Annotated in this window: 23 protein-coding genes and 3 pseudogenes; 2 read left to right on the forward strand and 24 right to left on the reverse strand. The window is 37.5% G+C overall.

All coding sequences use genetic code 11. The annotated features are described in order from the left end of the window. Window positions 1-74 precede the first annotated feature (74 nt). The 4 genes and pseudogenes from BIV60_RS14705 to BIV60_RS14715 all read right to left on the reverse strand — a co-directional run. Window positions 75-382: pseudogene (locus tag BIV60_RS14705) on the reverse strand (substrate-binding domain-containing protein); the annotation flags it as partial. Window positions 383-403: 21 nt separating this feature from the next. Beyond that, a pseudogene (locus BIV60_RS30455) lies at window positions 404-466 on the reverse strand (D-ribose pyranase); the annotation flags it as partial. A 1-nt stretch (window position 467) separates the two neighbouring features. Next, complete coding sequence (gene rbsK / locus BIV60_RS14710) at window positions 468-1,346, reverse strand: ribokinase (RefSeq protein ID WP_071356479.1); 879 nt, start codon at window positions 1,344-1,346, stop codon at window positions 468-470. Continuing rightward, window positions 1,339-1,749: pseudogene (locus BIV60_RS14715) on the reverse strand (substrate-binding domain-containing protein); the annotation flags it as partial. The pseudogene BIV60_RS14715 and the gene rbsK, both read right to left, overlap by 8 nt. A gap of 141 nt (window positions 1,750-1,890) precedes the next feature. On the opposite strand from BIV60_RS14715, the gene BIV60_RS14720 reads away from it, so the two are divergent. Beyond that, on the forward strand, window positions 1,891-2,451 hold the full coding sequence (locus BIV60_RS14720) for a hypothetical protein (protein ID WP_071356481.1): 561 nt from the start codon (window positions 1,891-1,893) through the stop codon (window positions 2,449-2,451). 130 nt (window positions 2,452-2,581) lie between these two features. Then, entirely contained in the window at window positions 2,582-3,061 is a 480-nt protein-coding gene (locus BIV60_RS14725; protein ID WP_071356482.1) for a low molecular weight protein-tyrosine-phosphatase, read from the forward strand. A gap of 62 nt (window positions 3,062-3,123) precedes the next feature. Here the strand turns inward: BIV60_RS14725 and BIV60_RS30980 are convergent, their stop codons facing one another. From BIV60_RS30980 to BIV60_RS14820, 20 genes are all read right to left on the reverse strand, one after another. Beyond that, window positions 3,124-3,300, reverse strand: coding sequence for a VOC family protein (locus BIV60_RS30980; RefSeq protein ID WP_371261540.1), 177 nt, complete (start codon window positions 3,298-3,300; stop codon window positions 3,124-3,126). Further along, window positions 3,273-3,440, reverse strand: a complete 168-nt coding sequence (locus BIV60_RS30460) for a VOC family protein (RefSeq protein ID WP_256218421.1) — start codon at window positions 3,438-3,440, stop codon at window positions 3,273-3,275. The genes BIV60_RS30980 and BIV60_RS30460 overlap by 28 nt, the downstream gene beginning before the upstream one ends. 30 nt (window positions 3,441-3,470) lie before the next feature. Continuing rightward, entirely contained in the window at window positions 3,471-4,277 is an 807-nt protein-coding gene (locus BIV60_RS14735) for an RQC-minor-1 family DNA-binding protein (RefSeq protein ID WP_071356483.1), read from the reverse strand. A 212-nt stretch (window positions 4,278-4,489) separates the two neighbouring features. Continuing rightward, window positions 4,490-5,143, reverse strand: coding sequence for a hypothetical protein (locus BIV60_RS14740; protein WP_071356484.1), 654 nt, complete (start codon window positions 5,141-5,143; stop codon window positions 4,490-4,492). 70 nt (window positions 5,144-5,213) lie between these two features. Continuing rightward, a complete protein-coding gene (gene ssuE, locus BIV60_RS14745) occupies window positions 5,214-5,771 on the reverse strand; it encodes an NADPH-dependent FMN reductase (RefSeq protein WP_071356485.1) in 558 nt (185 codons plus the stop codon). Window positions 5,772-5,809: 38 nt separating this feature from the next. Beyond that, window positions 5,810-6,019 carry a Fur-regulated basic protein FbpA gene (locus BIV60_RS14750; RefSeq protein ID WP_071356486.1) on the reverse strand — a complete coding sequence of 70 codons (210 nt, stop codon included), beginning with the start codon at window positions 6,017-6,019 and terminating at the stop codon, window positions 5,810-5,812. A gap of 74 nt (window positions 6,020-6,093) precedes the next feature. Next, window positions 6,094-7,239: an amidohydrolase gene (locus BIV60_RS14755; protein WP_071356487.1), complete on the reverse strand. Its 1,146-nt coding sequence runs from the start codon at window positions 7,237-7,239 to the stop codon at window positions 6,094-6,096. Window positions 7,240-7,253: 14 nt separating this feature from the next. Next, window positions 7,254-7,766 (reverse strand): GNAT family N-acetyltransferase, encoded by a 513-nt coding sequence (locus BIV60_RS14760; RefSeq protein ID WP_071356488.1) that lies wholly within the window; start codon window positions 7,764-7,766, stop codon window positions 7,254-7,256. A gap of 21 nt (window positions 7,767-7,787) precedes the next feature. Next, window positions 7,788-8,558, reverse strand: a complete 771-nt coding sequence (locus BIV60_RS14765; protein ID WP_071356489.1) for an amino acid ABC transporter ATP-binding protein — start codon at window positions 8,556-8,558, stop codon at window positions 7,788-7,790. Further along, window positions 8,555-9,265, reverse strand: coding sequence for an amino acid ABC transporter permease (locus tag BIV60_RS14770; protein ID WP_071356490.1), 711 nt, complete (start codon window positions 9,263-9,265; stop codon window positions 8,555-8,557). Before BIV60_RS14770 ends, BIV60_RS14765 begins: the two co-directional genes overlap by 4 nt. 15 nt (window positions 9,266-9,280) lie before the next feature. Beyond that, window positions 9,281-9,988 (reverse strand): amino acid ABC transporter permease, encoded by a 708-nt coding sequence (locus BIV60_RS14775; protein WP_071356491.1) that lies wholly within the window; start codon window positions 9,986-9,988, stop codon window positions 9,281-9,283. A gap of 34 nt (window positions 9,989-10,022) precedes the next feature. Beyond that, window positions 10,023-10,838, reverse strand: coding sequence for a transporter substrate-binding domain-containing protein (locus BIV60_RS14780; protein ID WP_071356492.1), 816 nt, complete (start codon window positions 10,836-10,838; stop codon window positions 10,023-10,025). Window positions 10,839-10,950: 112 nt separating this feature from the next. Further along, window positions 10,951-11,229, reverse strand: coding sequence for a glutaredoxin family protein (locus BIV60_RS14785; RefSeq protein ID WP_071356493.1), 279 nt, complete (start codon window positions 11,227-11,229; stop codon window positions 10,951-10,953). Between the two features lie 117 nt (window positions 11,230-11,346). Then, window positions 11,347-12,681, reverse strand: a complete 1,335-nt coding sequence (locus tag BIV60_RS14790; RefSeq protein WP_071356494.1) for an LLM class flavin-dependent oxidoreductase — start codon at window positions 12,679-12,681, stop codon at window positions 11,347-11,349. Between the two features lie 173 nt (window positions 12,682-12,854). Further along, entirely contained in the window at window positions 12,855-13,613 is a 759-nt protein-coding gene (locus BIV60_RS14795; protein WP_071356495.1) for an alpha/beta hydrolase, read from the reverse strand. A 218-nt stretch (window positions 13,614-13,831) separates the two neighbouring features. Further along, complete coding sequence (locus tag BIV60_RS14800) at window positions 13,832-15,169, reverse strand: LLM class flavin-dependent oxidoreductase (protein ID WP_071356515.1); 1,338 nt, start codon at window positions 15,167-15,169, stop codon at window positions 13,832-13,834. A 98-nt stretch (window positions 15,170-15,267) separates the two neighbouring features. After that, a complete protein-coding gene (locus BIV60_RS14805; protein ID WP_071356496.1) occupies window positions 15,268-16,284 on the reverse strand; it encodes an LLM class flavin-dependent oxidoreductase in 1,017 nt (338 codons plus the stop codon). A 178-nt stretch (window positions 16,285-16,462) separates the two neighbouring features. After that, window positions 16,463-16,792 carry a hypothetical protein gene (locus BIV60_RS14810; RefSeq protein ID WP_071356497.1) on the reverse strand — a complete coding sequence of 110 codons (330 nt, stop codon included), beginning with the start codon at window positions 16,790-16,792 and terminating at the stop codon, window positions 16,463-16,465. Between the two features lie 164 nt (window positions 16,793-16,956). Beyond that, the gene (locus BIV60_RS14815) at window positions 16,957-17,856 is read right to left on the reverse strand and encodes a LysR family transcriptional regulator (RefSeq protein ID WP_071356498.1); all 900 of its coding nucleotides are present in this window, start codon (window positions 17,854-17,856) and stop codon (window positions 16,957-16,959) included. A 223-nt stretch (window positions 17,857-18,079) separates the two neighbouring features. Continuing rightward, window positions 18,080-19,000 carry a DUF1835 domain-containing protein gene (locus BIV60_RS14820; protein ID WP_071356499.1) on the reverse strand — a complete coding sequence of 307 codons (921 nt, stop codon included), beginning with the start codon at window positions 18,998-19,000 and terminating at the stop codon, window positions 18,080-18,082. Between the last annotated feature and the right edge of the window lie 103 nt (window positions 19,001-19,103).

Genomic DNA, 19,103 nt, shown 5'->3' on the forward strand with positions numbered 1-19,103 from the left:
ATTTATACGTTATTCGTTATTAGAAAATTTAAAAGACCTGTTCATTCCCACATAATGGAACAGGTCTTTTAAATTTATTTTTTTATCACAAGTTTTAACGGTGCAGGTATTTTTTCGCAACCTTTTTGCCTTGAACAACATCCCTGCCGGCATCAACAGCCAGCTTACCGATGAGTTCCGGCTACTGTGCTACCGTTGCATCCATTTTTCCAGCTTTAATTGCTTTCAGTGTATCATCATTTCCGTCAAAACCGATGACCAAGATATCTTTACTTGAACTATTGATGGGTTCAATCACCCCTATTGCCATCTCATCATTATGGGCAAAAACTGCCTGAATATCCGGGATGATCTTTACGCCTTCGGGAATCGGTAATCCTTTATCGGAGATGACAATATAATCGGTATGACCAAGATCGGTTAAAATCTTGGAAATATGACTGTTTAAAATTCCATAGCGTTTCATATTACAAACTCTCCTCTACTTCTTGTCTCGTTGGCATACCACCTTGCGCACCAAATTTGGTAACAGAAAGAGAAGCTGCGCGATTGGCAAACTGGACACTTTCGATAAAACTCTTACCTTCCGCGAGTGCCACAGCAAAGGCAGCATTGAATGTATCGCCTGCTCCCGTTGTATCAACCGCTTCTACCATGTAGGTTGGAACAATTACCTCTTTTTCACCATCATAGAAGCGAACGCCATTTTTTCCTTCCGTGACAAACAATTTGTTCGGATATTGTTCCAACGCTGCTTGAAGGTCTTGATTTTCAAAAAGGATGGAAGCTTCTAATTCATTTGGCGTAATAAAGGCTGCATTTTCGATTACTTCCTTACTTATTGGCCTTGCCGGCGCAGGATTCAACAAAAGAGGAATACCGAATTCATTGCATTTATTGCTTACGTACTCAACGGTTTCTTCGGGAATCTCCTGCTGGATAAGGATGATATCAGAATTTCGGATGACATCGAGCGACTTTTCCACGAAATTAGGTGTGACATAATTGTTTGCACCCTTTACAACAATGATGCTGTTATCATCCTCAGCAAGAGTAATGTGTGCGGTTCCGCTTTCCGAATGTGTAACCGGTTCCACACAAGTGGTAAAAACACCATTTTCTTTAAAATTATTCAGAATGGCTTTTCCAAAGGCATCACCGCCAACACATCCAATCATATATACCTCCGCTCCCAATCTTGCAGCGGCCACTGCCTGGTTGGCCCCTTTCCCGCCGGGTACTGTTTTAAAAGACTCGCCAAGAATCGTTTCCCCTTTATTTGGCCGTCTTGAGGCCGTGACCACTAAATCCATCGATGAGCTTCCAATTACGGTAATTTTAGCCATTGCTTACAACCTTTCTTGTCGTTTGTCTTTCAATAAATGTAACAGGCAATTGTATTTTTTTTGTTCCATTTTTTCTTCATCTATAATTTGTATTAATAGTTTTGCTGCTTCTCTACCCATATCATAGGCCGGCTGGCGAATGGTCGACAAAGCCGGGTACAATAAGCTGCTGAGCGGCAATTTTTCCACCGGCTAAGCCATCTGCATAAACAGAGGGATGATCATTAGCAGTACGATCGGGAAATACCACTGGGAAAGCTAAATTTTCGTAATGATCCGTTGCGGACTGATTGGTAGCGGAAATGATACCGATTACATTATTTTGTTTAAAGGTTGCAATATAATCAATTTCTTTTTTCGGTTTTTCATCGGCATTTCCAATGATCAGCCTAAGGCCGTGCTCAGCTCCCTTCCACTCGAGGACTGTCATAACATTTGTACTTTCGGAATAAATAACCAGTAAAATTCTAAAAATTAGTTATTTGTCAGGTTCATAATAAAACTCACCTCATATTATACGAATGAAGGAAAAGGAGGAATATGTATGACTCAAACAGATTTACCTCAATTGAGCCCGCCCCAAATTACTTATTTTAATGAGGTTAAGCACTCTCTTGGCAATGATCCTAATGTCACAGTGTTGAATTTAATTGAGTTTCCACAAGGTGCAGGATATTTAATTTCAATCATTGTCGACAATCGCAAAAAAGCTCGGGCATTGGCAACAATCCTTGACCAGCAAAAGGAAATTGGAAATATCGTGATTAACCTAATTGTGATTTACGATAAGACCATTGTTAGACCACATAGTCGTAGTTTTACGGCTGAGGGTATTGTCGATTTATTCGAAGATGCATTAGGTACAAATCGCTTTTTTAAATTCGCCGAAGCAAAACCTTTTTCACCAGGTGTAACTTCAGTTTATCCTGTTTTCACAAAAAGCGTTATTCAATTTTTTAATGACGACATTTCCGACATCTATGGAAACTTTAATGAAGTAACAGCCTTTGTGTTCAGAGATGTGGTAAGAGAAGAAATTAACGGCATACTCATTAATCCATCAACGGAAATGGATCCATCAACAGAAGACCAAGAATCGAAATAACATATAGGTATTATTAATTCTTCACCAGACCTATTTTATTTTGGAACCCAGTTTGGGTTCTTTTTTATGACTTTGAAAATTCGCTAAGAAAATGTAAACTAAATGATGAGAAAGAAAAAGGAGTTTAGGTATGATTAATGTATTATTTGTCTGCTTGGGTAACATCTGCCGGTCCCCGATGGCTGAAGCGGTATTTCGCGATTTAATGGAAAAAGAAAATTTGAGAGAAAAAATATCAGTAGATTCCGCGGCTACAAGTTCATGGCATATCGGTTCTCCTCCGCATAGGGGAACTCTGAAGATTTTAAAAGAATACAATATTTCTTCGGAAGGACTAGTCGGACGACAACTTACCAAGGTGGATTTTAATGAATTTGACTACATAGTTGGTATGGATGAAAGCAATATTCAAAACATCTACGAAATCACCGGCCAACCCAATCACCCAAAGATTCTTCGACTGCTTGATTTAACAGAACACAAGAAAGATGTCCCAGACCCATACTATACAGGGAATTTTCAGGAAACCTACCAACTAGTTTCCGAAGGGTGCAGGGCATTGCTTGAAAAAATTCTTGGTGAAAATAAGATAAAGAAAACCGGCACTTGAAAATCGGAAAACTGTCCCTCCAACACCAGTGGAGGGACAAAATACTACTCCTCTTTTTAAAACTACTTCGCACGTTCGACAAGCTGTAATAATTCTTGATCCGGGCCGCGGAACAAAATCATTCGTCCGCCTTCAAGTGTTGGTTTTACCTCATCGGAAGTAAAGGTAATCCCTTTTTCCTTTAAATATTGAATCTTCTCATCAATATTCGTTACCGAAAAGGCAAGATGATTAACGATTCCAAATAAATAAAAGCCATTTCCCGGTTCGGATTACTCCCCCGCAGGCGGACCTTAAATCCGAAAATATCAGAGTAAAACTGAATTGACTGATCCATATCCTGAACAATAATCGCCACATGTTCCATTTTACTTAACATGAAAAATTTCCCCCTTTTTGATTCTCTTTTCTATTCAATAAATCTAGCCACATTACCGCCACAATTCTTACATTTTCCTTGCAAGATGATTCCTGGGGGCGAATCTTTGACGGTATAATCTACGATTTGAACGGCATCACAACACTTTCCACAAAAAACATTACGTTCAAGCGCTTGACGAAGTTCTGCTGGAATCGAATGCCATTTTTTGTTTGCCGAAAAGGATATCACATCCTCATCTGATGGTATTTCAGTGTCCCCTTCAGCGTTTTCCAATCGATTAATCACCTCTTGAATCCTTGTTCTTAATTTTTTATATTCAATTTCTTGCCATGCTTTTAGGATGTTGATTAATTCCTTATTGCCAGATTCCTCAATTTTATCCAATAATAAAAGAATCATGCCGCGATTTCGCTCTTTTAGTTCTTCAACAAACTCATAGGTCTGGTTTCTGGCAGAGTTAATAAGCTTATCCAGCAATTCGTTCGCATAGGTTTCCCGTTCAATCTTCCACCCTAAATCTGTAAATACAAGCACCGGGAGCCTGTAATTATATTCAATTTCTAAATAGTCGTTCAGAATCATCCAATCTATTTTTGCAAGAATATCTTTTTGGGACATACCTTTAAATGAACCATATACCGGGCTGACATCGAATTCTAACTCTAAAAGCTTTTTATCCTTTGAACCGGCAAGAATCTTGGCAAGCATCGCACGTCCTCCGCTCATAATCAAATCATCCGCCCCGCGCAATATCAATTTGATTTCCTCATCCGGCAACGACTTAATACCGTTTGCATTTAATTCATAGCCCACACGTTTTTCCTTTTTACCCATTCTGCTCCCTCATTTTTCAAACTAGTTATACTATTTAAAGTATAGCCTTGATGAAATAATATTAAAAGTAAAATAGGATCTGAACTTGGTGCAGAAACACTTTACTCCACCAAGAATCAGACCCTTAACAAAATTAGAAAAAACAACATATAGAGAATCCAAGGAAGATGATAAGATATAAAAATGGGGTCAGCCCCCTGTACAGTAACGCTTTACTCCACTGGGGGGCTGACCCTAAAAATATGATAAACCACACTCGCCAATTCTTCCTCTGTATAGTAACCTTTTATACCTTGTTTTTTTCTTAAATACTCATAAATTACTTCACTAGAAAAATCACTTTTCAACCCTTTTATAATGGTGGTTAAATAAGCATGGGATGGCTTCTCCCAATCCACTTCATTACGATCCCACGGAGCGGTAAAAGTAAAAATCGGATAACCCTGATCTTCTCCAAGATAGAGAATATTTCCGTACCAGGATTCACGGAAGTGTATTGAACCTTTTTCTTTTACTTCGTTTAGGTCAATATCGAACTCGATTCCACCATTTTCTTGTTTGACAATATCCAAAAATTGTTCCGTCGTGACCAAGTATTTTTTGCTATAAGTAATGTCGTCTGGGTCTTGGTTTAACCCAATAAATGCTACACCTTTGTTGCTCCAGCCTGTTGCTTTTTTAGCAAAATACAGGGGATAATGTATCGTAAAGGATGCCTCATCTAGTGGCTTGGAATGGTCTCGACAACCTTCCTCCACTCGAGTTGATCCCTCTGGGCTTCCACCATTGATATAACATAAAAATCTTTCAGAATTTAGATTCGAACCATAGCTGGCGTACCAGACATATTTTTTCGCTTCGGACATGACTACCACCAAATTTCAAATTATTTCTATAATTATTATACAAAAAACAATTTTTATATGAAACCTATCTTTATAGAATTGAACTAGAAACACGTCCTTCAACAGATAATGAGGTTTTTATTAAATCTAATGAGTTTTCTAATCGATTTTTTGCTTCTAAATCTACTTCATAACGATTATTTTCTAATTTCCTTATTTGATGATCCAAAATAAATACTCCTTTTAAAATATGGGTTGCTCCCAAAGCAGTAAGTACAGGTTTAAGGGCATAATCGATCATTAATAAGTGCCCAAAAGTGCCACCTACCGCAATTGGGAAAATTATTTTACCTTCAAGGCCATTTTGCGGCAAGAGATCCAAATAAGATTTTAACAAACCAGAAAAAGACGCTTTATAAACCGGGGTCAGAATAACGATTATATTTGAATCTTCTACTTTCCTATTTGCCTCTATTATTTCTTTACTATTAAATTTTGCATGAATTAAAGCTTCTGGCGGGAGCTCCCGGACATTAATAATCCCAGGTGTAATCTCACTCCCTTGAAAATAGGTCAAAACCTCTTGGAAAACTCCATTTAATCGTGTTTCCTCTGAAGGATTTCCAGAAATAAAGGTAACTTTGCTCATGATTTAATCGCCCTTTCTTCTATTAAATACTTGATTTACTATTTTGATTTCTTATTCAAAAATTTTATGGACCCTAAATTACCATGGGGGTGTTGTTGAGATTTGAATGCTCTATATTCGGTTTCTAGTTCCGTTAGTGATAACTCAAAAAGATGTTTATCTTCTTTCTTATATACATTAAAAGCAATTAGTTTTTCGATTAATTGCTTGCGCTTTTTTTCCACAGCATCTCGAAGAATATTCCCCATCCGAATCACTCCTATTTATAGAATTCGTTTATAAATGAAACGTTTTCGTTTGGATCATACACTTTATAACCTGGTTATCTATCAAACTGATGATTTAATAATCCTTTTGCACTTCCATATAAAAAATAAGCTGCCTTTATAATTGCTGTTTCATCTACCGTGAATTCAGGATGGTGCCAATCCTCCTGTCCATTTGTACCAAAAAATGCAAAGTTCCCTGGGATGTGAAGTAGATAATAAGAAAAATCTTCACCTGCTGTGGATATTTCAGGGTAGATGACGTTGAAGGATTGTTTCTTGGCAGCTGTTGAAACAATCTCTGTTACCGATTTATGATTTACTAATGGCGGTGGACCAGGAAACCAATTAATCTCAGCCACTTGAGAAAAAGCTGCAGCAATGGCATTTACAATCTTGTAAAGCCTTGTTTTTACCTCTTCTCGTATAATAGGGTCAAAGGTTCGAACGGTACCTTCCAAGCTGACGTTCCCTGGAATAACATTCCATGTACTGCCTCCAATTATTTTCGTCACACTCACTACCGCATTTTGAAGCGGGGATACATTCCGGCTGACAATCGTCTGAAGGGCTGTAATAAGCTGAGCTGCAGCAACTATCGGGTCTTTCCCATTATGCGGAAGTGCGGCATGACTCCCTTTACCATGCAAAATGATTTGAAAACGATCAACTGCTGCCATTAATGGTCCTTCTTTTATACCAATAGTACCTACAGGCAGCTCAGGTTTATTGTGAAGTCCAATAATCGCCTCCACTTCCTCCAACTGCCCATCCTCAATCACCTGCTTTGCCCCTCCCCCTAATTCCTCTGCCGGTTGAAAAATGAGTCGAACTGTGCCATTTAGATTTGACTGGTTCTCCTTAAGAAGATAAGCAGCACCAACAAGGGCAGCAGTATGAAAATCATGACCACAGGCATGCATGACTCCTTTTATTTTAGAAGCATAAGGAAGTCCTGTTTTTTCTTCAATTGGCAATGCATCAATATCGGCTCGAATTGCCACGATGGGTCCTTGCTTTCCACCTTTTATATCAGCAAAAACACCTGTCTTCAAAGTTGTTTTTCGTATCGGGATATCCAGTTTATTTATCCAGTTTCTAATAGACTTGGTTGTTTCAAACTCCTGGTTCGATAATTCCGGGTATTGATGCAAATGACGGCGGATCGATAGTAAGAATGTCTCTAATTCCTGCTGATTCATAGTTATACCCCTTCCTATAAATCATAACGATAGCATTTTACTAAAATATCATTATTATAAAATTCTTTCGATTGATCTCGTTTAAAACCAAACCATTCATACAATCGAATCGCTTTTTGCATTTTATCACCCGTGTGCAAATACAATTGGTTTGCTCCTTGAAACTTTGCGAATTGAAGACCAGCTTTTAATAATTCTTGTGCTATGCCATGCCCCCTTGCTTCCGGATGGACAGCCAATAGCCGAATAATTGGTGAGAATATCTGTAATTCTGGTCTTTGATAGGCTTTTTCTGAAGACAGAAATAACTGTAAAGTACCAAGAATTTTCTCTTCACTTTTAGCAATTAAGATTTTCTCTACATCTGGATGATCAACCGATGCCTTTATATTTGATAAATAATTCTCCCAATCCTGTGGATTCGTATATTCATGTTCATATTGCTGATAGCTTTCAACCAATAAACGACGGACTGTTTCTTTATTTTCTTCCGTTATTTCATCAATGATGATTTGGTTTGTTACCACAAACTTCACCTTCTCTCGTGTTTAATTCACTTGTTCTTGAAACGGTTTATAGAAGGTTTCACCCGATATTCGCTGTAAAAAGCGACGAGTCCGTTCTTCTTTTGGAGCATAGAAGATTTCCAAAGGTGTGCCTTCTTCTACAATCACACCCGCATCCATAAATAAAACTCGATCAGACACCTCTTTGGCAAAACTCATTTCGTGTGTAACCACCACCATCGTAATACCTTCTCGTGCTATTTCTTTAATAACTGAAAGCACTTCGCCAACTAATTCGGGATCTAAAGCCGATGTTGGTTCATCAAAGAGAATGACCTCTGGATTTAATGCCAATGCCCTTGCAATTCCTACTCTTTGTTGCTGCCCCCCTGATAATTGTGATGGATAAAAATGTAATTTATCACCAAGACCCACTTTTTCCAGAACCTGCTCACTTATCCGTCTGGCATCCTTTTTCTTTACGTTTTTTGCCACGACCAAGCCTTCCATTACGTTTTCCAACACAGTCTTATGCGCAAATAAATTATAATGTTGAAAGACCATCGCCGATTGTTTTCTGATTGACAACATCTCTCTTTTCGTTACCCTTTCTGTATTGACCTGAATGTTTCCAATTTGAACTATTCCAGTTTCAGGTGTTTCCAAAAAATTTAAGCAACGAAGTAAAGTTGTTTTCCCTGAACCACTTGGGCCAAGAACCGTAACCACTTCACCTCGGTTTATTTTGAGATTAATTCCTTTTAACACTGGTATTTTGTTATATGATTTTTTAATTTCTTTTAAAATAATCATGACACGCCTCCTCGACTATATGATGTCACCCGTTTTTCAAGTAAAAAAGAAATTCCCTCCACAATGATCGTAAGTCCCCAATAAATGATTCCTGCCGCGATAAAGGCCTCTAAAAACTTCAAATTGGTTGATGCGACAATATTGGCAGCGCCAGTCAATTCTTTTTCTGAAACAAGAAAGGCAATAGACGATGTGTGCAAAAACCCGACAAAAACATTTGTAAAATTTGGGATAGACTGTGCTAACGCCTGTGGAAGCACAATTCGCACCATTGCTTGAAACTTGGTCATCCCCACCGAATAAGCAGCTTCCAATTGACCTTTCGAAACACTGAGAATCCCAGAGCGAATAATTTCTGATAAATAGGCACCTGCTGCTAATGACAAGGCGATTAAAACAAATAAAATAATCGGAATTTTGCTGGATACAAGGTTTAATTCAAACTTTGAAGATACACGGTCTACTAGAAATGGAACTCCATAATAAATAACCATAATATGCATGATAATCGGAGTTCCTCTAAAAAAAGACACATACCCATTCGCGGTCTGGTATAGAAACCTTGTTTTATAAATCCTTACAAACGCAACACCCATTCCAATTAAAAAACCAACCAATAAGGGGACAATTGTTAGTATCAGCGTAATGGGAAGAGCTTTGATAATTTCTTTAAAAGCAATCCATATAAAAGGAATGTCAATCGACATTTAGATCCCTCCTTATTAAGCAGCAGCTGATAGATCAGCCTTCTGATAACGATTAAAATATTTTTCCAGTTTCTTGAATACCTTCTCAAATAGAAGAACAATAGCATAATAGATAATGGAAAGAGAAATATAGACTTCCAAGGCATGCGCTGTGGAAGCAATAAGCGTATCTCCTCTTCCCATCATGTCCATGACACCGATGGTAAAGGCGAGTGACGTATCCTTAAGTGAACCGATAACGGAATTCGCCATATTCGGAAATGCAATCCGTACAGCCTGTGGCAGTACGATTCGGAAAAAGTTTTGCCTAGCAGTCATTCCGACAGAATAGGCAGCTTCTGTTTGACCATGGTCAACTGCACGAATCGCCCCTCTAATAATTTCTGAAAAGCCGGCTCCATTACTAATCGCATATGTGAGAATGACAAAATAGACGGCTTCAAGTTTTGAAATATCAATATCGAACATCATAAGAACTGCTGGCATTCCATAAAAAACCAGGAATAACTGGATTAAGATCGGTGTCCCGCGAATAAAGGAAACATACAAAATCACCAGTTGATTTAATATAGGAATTTTAAACATCCTTGGTATAGCGGCTGCTACACCAAGGATAAGACCTAGAAATATAGATGCTGCTAAAATCTGGAGAGTTACCCCTAAGTAATGAAATAGTGTCGGAATAAACTCGATGATTAACATAGGATCAAATGCCTTACCCATTTTTTATAACCTCCAAACTCTTACTTCTAACGTATTAAAAGTTAACTGTATAGTCGGCACCTAACCATTTTTTACTCAATTCACTCACTACACCTTCTTTTTTCAATTCAACAAGTGCTTCGTCTATACGCTTCTGCAGGGGTGTTTCATTTTTTCTGAGCAGGAAATACACTTTTGAATTTAGTAGCGGCTGACCTACTACTTTTTGCTGAGCATCTACGGCCTTATTATTAAAATCAACTGAAAATGGCGTGGTGATGGTCGCATCTGCCCTTCCTGTTTTTATTTGATTGATGGTAGAATCTGGCCCATTGCCAGCATATACAATATTTATACCAGCGTTATGTTCCTTGTTATACTTTTCAATAAATACCGCTGAGTTACTCGTCGGACTAACAATTACCTTTTTCCCTTTTAAATCCTTAATAGAATGAATCTCATTGTTATTTTTGTTAACTGTTACCTGAAGAGGAAAAACATTATAAGGTTCTTTATTAAAAAGAAACTTTTCCTGTCTTTCTTTATTCACTTCCATTTGGTGAGCGATAAAATCAATTTTGTTTGTTTCAAGGCTTAGTAAAAGATTGGAGAATTCCATTGTTTTAAACTCAAATTGATATTCAGGCAGCTTTTCATCAATTTTTCGTACTAATTCCACATCATATCCGGTTAACTTTCCATTTTTGTCAATAAAGCAGACATTCGGAAACTGTGTTCCTGTTCCCACGATTATTTTTTGTACTTTCGATTTGGAGCTTGCTTTTGAAGTGGTTTTCGTTTCTTGTGAGGAGCATGCCCCCAGCAGTAGAGCAAGTAGTAACGTCATAATCAAAGTAATTTTTTTCTTCATCTCAAAATCCACCCATCCTTAAATTTCCGCTTATCGTCAACTAATGCCAGGATATGTAGTATAAAAACTAATCCCAATCCTTAACCTATTAAACATATGACTTTTGTCGGAATTATATCAAAATTTTACTCTTCTTAAATTTCTCAATAACTTTTTCCAAATGTTCGATTCCTACTTTTGTTACTCCCTCATACACTTCATTTTGGCCAATTTCAACCACTGGTACATGACGAACTCCATACTTGATTTCTAAAATATCACGGCGCTCATCATGATTCGTAACATCAACAGTTTCGTATTTTATTCCTTTATCCTGTAAATATTGTTTTACTTCTCCACAATAGTGACAACCTTCTTTGGACCAAACCACTACAGAAAATTCTTTTCCCATTTTTTATTCCTCCTTTTTTATAAACAAAAAGGCTCCCCATTATAGATGTATCATCTTAAATAGAGAGCCTCTAGTTGTCTAGCCGGCAGTAATACTTATTTTGTTTGATTGTTATCATCAATTGTTGATCACCCTTTTGGAGTAACGGTTTTCTGGAAATGGAATCCCCAGGTTGCCGCGCAATGTGTCAGCCTCGTATTCCGTTCTATACAGTCCCCGTTTTTGAAGTACCGGCACCACATAGTCGACAAAATCCTTCAAACCATTCGAAACACTTGAACCAATAATAAATCCGTCAGCCCCTTTGTTTTCAAACCATTCCTCAATCAAATCGGCCACTTTTTCCGGTGTACCAATAAAAGCTGTCTTAGGTGTTGTTTCACTTAATGCGACATGGCGAAGTGTTAATTTTTGCTCCTTTGCTTTTTGTTTAATACGGTCAGTATGGCTTTGGAAGCTGTTTTGACCTAAATCGCCCAGTTCAGGAAACGGTCCATCGAGAGCATATTGGGAGAAATCGTGATGCTCGAAATAACGGCCTAGGTAATCAAAAGCTTTATCAATGGATACCAGATTCGCCAGTTCTTGATATTTTCTTTCTGCTTCCTCATCGGTTGCACCGATAATCGGCGAAATTCCGGGAAGAATGACGAGCTCCTCTGGATTCCGGCCAAAAGCTTTTACCCTTTGCTTGACATCCTGATAGAATTCCTGGGCCGCTTCTAATGATGGATGACCAGTAAAGATGGCATCCGCTTCCTTGGCGGCAAGATTTTTTCCTGCTTCAGAGGAACCAGCTTGAAAGATAACCGGCCTCCCTTGCTTGGATCTGCCGATATTCAAAGGTCCTTGTACGGAGAAAAATCCCCCCCTGTGATTTAATGGATGTAATTTATCTGGATGAAAGAATACACCCGCTTCCTTATCATGGACAAATGCATCATCTTCCCACGAATCCCATAATCCTTTCGCAACCATTAGGTATTCTGCTGCAATTCGGTATCGTTTGGCATGATCAGGATGTTCCTCTACAGTTTTACTAAAATTTAAAGCCGATTTTTCTAATGGTGATGTAACTACATTCCAGCCGACCCGGCCATGGCTGATATGGTCTAGTGAAGCAAATTGCCTTGCCACATTGAACGGTTCACTATACGAAGTTGACAGGGTTCCCACGAGTCCTATTTTGGAAGTAACAGCAGCAAGAGCTGACAATATCGTTAGGGGTTCAAACCGATTTAGAAAATGTGGAATGGATTTCTCGTTAATATGCAAGCCGTCCGCAATAAAGACTAAGTCGAATTTTCCTTCCTCAGCCTTCTTAGCCTGGTTGGTGTAAAATTCTAAACTGACACTTGCGTCCGCCTGAATATCCGGATGCCTCCACCCTGCAATATTTCCACCAACCCCGTGAATCATAGCGCCAAGTTTCAACTTTTTTTGTTGAGACATTTAGGATCCCTCTTTTCAATTCCAAGTTATTCGATTGGAATACTTTTTTATTCTTGTGCTTTATCCTATCACGTAAAGAATGGGAATTCTACACCTTTTCTGATAGAAAAATTTTTAGTTTAAATTTATAAATACTATCAAACATTTGGTGTGACTGAAATACCTGTTCAATGCTATAACACACTATGGCTCACTTGTTGTCGAACGAAACGAAGGCATCCCTCTACAATCATGTCCTTGTCCTGATCCAATGAAGCCACATGATAGGAGTTTGGCAGTACCATCGTTTCCTTTTCTTTAGACCCAATATGTTCTATAATAAAATCCGTATTTTCTGGAGGTACCACATGGTCTACTGCTGACTTCACTCCTAAAACAGGGCAATGAATATCTGGTAAAATAGCTGGCGTAATCTCCATCAGTGCTTGAAGCTGATGAATGGCTTTTAGCGGTACTTTTTCATATGTAATTTCATAAACATCTTTTGCTTTAATATCTGGGGTCCCTTCATCGATTAATCTCGGTTGGTCCTTGTCTTTTAAATGTTCAAAGTCCGGTATCGTTAAAGCAGGATTCACTATGATAATTCCTTTAATATTCTTATATTTATGAGCAAGCCAAAGCGATAGTGTCCCACCCATCGACTGGCCCAATACAAAAATACTTGTGCATTCCTTTTTTAATTCTTGATATGCCATATCCAATGAATCAAACCATTCTTCATGGGTGCAATTTTCTAAATCATAATAATGTGTTCCATGCCCTTTTAATCTAGGGCCCAAAACAGTAAAACCATTTTCAGCTAGTCTTTCACCAAGGTAACGGACGCTTTGCGGAGTACCGACGAAACCATGTGAAATGAGTATCCCAATATTATTTCCCTTAAATCTAAATTTTTCTGCCCCTTTAATAATCGGAAACTTTTCTTTCATCTGATTCTCCTCCTTTTTATATCCAACTATTCCTATTCATCAAGTAGGAATTAATAGTATAAAAAAAGTATAAAATAAGATTAATGAAAAATCTATATTTTTTTACCATTCAGTTAATTATTTTACTGAAAAATGATTATTCTACTGACACTGATTCAATATCCAAACTGCACTAGGAACTACTTTGAATGTTTAATCCCTCTCATTTCAAATCCCCCTTATCCATTTTTCACTGCAGATTGCGCATAACGATTAACCGGGAATGGGAGTCCAAGATTCCCTCTCAATGTGTCAGATTCATATTCTGTCCGGAACAAACCGCGTTCCTGCAGAATCGGAACAACATGATCAATGAATCCTGTTAAATTGCTTAGGAGATTGGAGTGAATAATAAATCCATCGGCTCCATACCCTTCAAACCACTCTTGGATAAGGTCTGCCACTTTTTCAGGTGTTCCGATAAACGGACTTCTTGGTGTCGCTGCCCTAAGCGCTACCTGCCGAAGAGTTAAGTCTTTTTCTTTCGCTTCCTGCTTAATTCGGTCTGTTCCACTTTTGAAGCTGTTAGATCCTAAATCACCGATATCAGGAAATGCTTCATCGAGTGGATACTGTGAAAAATCATGATGTTCAAAAAACCGGCCTAAATAATTCAATGCCTGTTCTATCGATACTAAATTAGCAATCTCATGATATTTCTGTTCGGCTTCTTCCTCAGTACTACCAACTATCGGCTCGATTCCTGGCAAAATGAGAATGTGATCCGGATTCCGGCCATATTCAGCAGTCCTGCGTTTAACATCTTGATAAAATTTTTGTGCTTGCTCCAATGTTTCATGACCAGTGAAGATCGCATCAGCATCTTTAGCAGCAAGGTTTTTCCCATCTTCAGATGACCCGGCTTGAAAAATAATGGGCCTTCCCTGTTTTGACCTGCCAATATTTAACGGCCCTTGAACAGAGAAAAATTCTCCTTTGTGATTCAATCGATGTAATTTCTTAGGATCAAAGAATACCCCTGATTCTTTATCACGAATGAATGCATCATCTTCCCATGAATCCCATAATCCTTTCGCAACATCTAGGTATTCAGAGGCAATTCGGTATCTTTTTGAATGATTTGGATGCTCTTCAATTGTTTTGCTAAAGTTTAATGCTGTTTTCTCCAATGGCGAAGTGACAACATTCCATCCAGCCCGGCCATGGCTGATATGATCCAGTGAGGAAAATTGCCGTGCGACAGTAAACGGATCACTATATGATGTAGATACGGTTCCAGCAAGGCCAATACGTGAAGTGACAGCAGCAAGCGCCGATAGAATCGTAAGCGGCTCAAACCGATTCAAAAAATGCGGCAATGATTTTTCGTTAATATGCAAGCCATCCGCAATAAAAACAAAATCAAATTTTGCCTTTTCTGTTTTTTGGGCTTGCTCCTTATAAAACTCAAAATTCACACTGGCATTCGTTAATACCTCCGGATGTCTCCAAGCCGCAATATTCCCTCCCACGCCATGAATGATCGTTCCAAGTTTTAATTGTCTTTTTTTTGGCATCTCACTTTCCTTCCTTTCCTCTTCTAAATTATTTATTATTCCCACCTGAATAGTTGGTATTTGGTTAAAAAAAATATACGAACTCTCCATATTCAATCCTACCTACTTATCGTCTGAACAAACTTATTTGCTGAATTTAAGGGAGCTAACAGCCGAAATGATTGAAATCTTTCTGCCTCTTTTTCGATTGGTGTATGTAGAATAAATTCATCCACCTGATAAGTTTTGTGAAGATGGTTTAAAACTTCCTTTACATAATGAGGTGTACCCGCAATAATATCCGCTTCTTGTTCAGTAATTTCATATAATTCACCAGATTGCTTTCCAAAAACTTCTGCTTGCTCAATGGATTGTACCGTAACCGTTCGTCCGCTCTGAAGATGGACCTTGACGATTTTTCTGTCCCCTGCCAATTGTTCTGCTTCTATTTGTGTAGGGGCAGCAATGGCCGCCAATGAAATGATAAACCTTCCATTTGGAAAACCTTCTCGATATAGATTTGCGGCTTGTTCAAGTATCCGTTCATCACTATTGATAAATTTGGCAAAAACAAAAGATATTCCCAAATCAGCAGCAATCCGGGCACTGTTTGCACTGGCTCCAAGCAGGAAAACTTCTGGTTTTTCCTGAGGAATGGGTGTTGCTTGAATTCCTGCAAAAGGATGATTGACATCGAACGAATTATGAACCAATTCCAATAAAAAAATCAGTCGTTCTGTAAAATCCTTACCATCATTAACGGCTCCATACTGCAGCGCCTTTGTTGATAACGGCAGGCCGCCTGGGGCTTTTCCAACCCCAAGATCTACCCTCCCAGGTGCCAAATTGGATAAAACATGAAAGTTTTCAGCTACCTTATAAGGACTATAGTGCTGAAGCATGACTCCTCCTGAGCCAACTTGAATCGTGTTTGTTTGTGCCAATAAGTAGGAAATTAGGACCTCAGGGGAAGAGCCTGCCAATTGATCCGTATTGTGATGCTCAGATACCCAAAAACGTGTATACCCCCATTCTTCTGCTTTTTGAGCCAGCAGAACTGTATTTTGTAACGCAGCAGAAGCTGTGCTTCCAGGAAAAATCGGACTTTGATCTAAAATACTAAGCTTATAGCTCATTTATTTTTTCCTCCATTTTTATTCTGACTTAACACATAAAAAAAGTTGGTTATTTGATTGATGTTTATCCTAACACCGAAAATATGAAACTGGCAATACTTTCGTTGATAGGAAAATATTTAATCTAAATTAAAAAATTTTATCATGAGAAGAAACGATTAACAGAAAATCTCATTTTTTATAAATCATTAATAAATTCATTCAAACTTTTTGCAAGTCCTCCATGACCAAATCGAATATACTTTTGCTTATCTTGTTCGAACACTTTATCTTTGAAAAAATCCAAGAATGCCAAAACCTGAATCCTCCGATATTGAATATTGACAATTCCGTACTCGTAAAACCAATGATCTATTGTATTATAGACGCCTCTATTGACCTTATACTTTTGATTGCACCAAATAAAAAACTGTAAATCAGGCAAATTAAGATATTGACTAGATTCAAAGGATTTTAATTTATTTGTTTTTGAAAAATGCTCAATTGAATACTTATTTTGTATTTGCATATTTATCGTCCTCCTTGTATATCCAATAATACAAACCTGAATACTAGGAATTTAGGCATCGCACATCCTTTTTATATAATTGAAAATTATCCTATCACCGAGAAGGTTGTAATAGCAATAGTTTTACTGATTGAAAAATTTAATCCTTACTTTAGAAAATTTAATTAATAAACCATCGTATTTTTCTTCTCAAATTCTTTTACGGATAAAAGAATATCATTCCATAACTTGGAATACTGAAAACCATTTTTCAAATGAGCAGCAAATATACGTTGATTAATTTGAAGAATGTGAGAAACATCTATCTCAATTAAATCGCCTTTTTCAAGCTCTTCTTTCATGCAGAGATACGGTAAAAAACCAATCGCATTTTTGCTAAGAATAATCGATTTTGCCACTTCAAGATGATCAACTAAAAATTCGATACGTGGCTCAACATATTCCACTTCAAACAATTTATGAACCCGATTCCAGTCAAAAGCTCCACATTCAAAAAATACCATCGGCTCCATGACAATTTGTTGAACAGAAATATTCTCCTGAAATTGAAAAGAGTGTCCAGGATAAACAACCAACCTAACAGAATTATTTAGAAGCCCATACTTTTGAACTCCACGGTGATTAACATCCTTCATAAAGGCGATGTCCACTTGGTTTTGAAGAAGTTTATCGAGCAATCCATCGTTTGGTGCCGAAATAATTTTAAATCGTAATGCAGGATTTTCCTTTTTCAAAAAAGGAAGGGCAATAGGAATAAAGTATTGGGAAGTAATAATATTGGCCCCAATGACAATTTCTTCAGGATTTTCTTCCTTTTTCAACCGTTTTTTTCCCTGGTTATAGGTATGAATAATTTGCTCAGCATAGGGGATAAATGCTTTCCCTTCATCCGATAATGTCAAACTTCTCCCTTTACGTAAAAATAATTCGATACCAAGATCACGTTCTAATGTTTTTATCCTTGCTGTTACTGTTGGCTGAGATAAATACAAAGCTTCAGCAGCTTTATGAATACTCTCTAAATGAACGACATACATAAAAGCTTCCAAATGGTCAATGTTCATTTTCGCAACCCCTTTCTTGATTTTTTATAATAAGGTTGTTGTTAAGGAATCTAATAAAACGATAGCCCCGTTAACAAAATACAAAAAAGGCCCCTTTACGCTTAATACGTATAGGAGCCTTTGGGTGACCAATCGGCAAGTTACCAATATTTATGATTTTTTTAATTTTACTCCAATTAATCCAATAAGTAAAGTATGAATTAAATTAATTTTCTAAAAAAATTTATCTCGATCTTAGATGAACTCCTCCCACCCACCAATCTATTTCTACCAAATTCATTCGATTCTTTTTCCTATTTAACACATCTAATCCATAGGAGGTTAATTCCAACCTGGGATTGGAATCAGGTTTAGGATAATTCGGCAATGGAATTTCACTTTTAAGCAAAGAATAGGGTCCCTTCATTAATTCAACTAAAATCGCCGCAAAATGCAAGTTACTTAAACCATCATTTATTCTCATTTCCATAATGCTAGATAACAAGTCATAGAATAAACATTCACCATTATTGATGAAAGATAGTGCTAAATACTCGACTTCATTTAATCCTGTCTGAATGGTGGGAAAATAACTTTTATGATCTTGGAGTACTTGAAGGAGAAACGGCAGCGAGTGCTTCTCAGATATAATCCATTTTTCAATTGCATTTTTATCACTAGAGTTATAGGCTTTCCAGCCTGAAATCGCTTCATGAATTTGTTCACCCGTTATCTTTTTTCTACTATCAAGTAATCCCATTAATTGTTTGGTGGATAATTGCCCTAGTCCATAAAAAGGCGATATACCAGGATATTGGTCAATACTTATCATCGATAAATTTTCATATCCTAAAGAAGATAATTCTGTCAGCAGGTACATTAACATGGTTTGATCATAGCGGTCATGCTCAAACCATAGAATAATCTCCCTGGATTTTGATATTTCACTTAATAAACGATTTTGCGTTTCACAATTTTGAATAAAAAGTTTAGAGGGAATTCCAAGTTTTTCTTCAAAAAAATGAGCACGTTTTTTTAATTGCTCTTCTTTTGACCAAGTTAAACGTAACGGACCAAATTCATACATTTCTCTCCAAACAATAACGTCACCATCTATTTGTTTTAGTTTATCCCCCACGACATCCCCATTTACAATATGGATCATGAAATAACCTCTTTCTTTTGTTATTTAATCTTCTATGGTATTTGCCCATTTGTCCCGGGACATCCATCACCTCCATTGTGCTATGAATATACTGCATTAATAA

Source organism: Bacillus sp. MUM 116 (genome assembly GCF_001866655.1).
Taxonomy (GTDB): domain Bacteria; phylum Bacillota; class Bacilli; order Bacillales; family Cytobacillaceae; genus Neobacillus.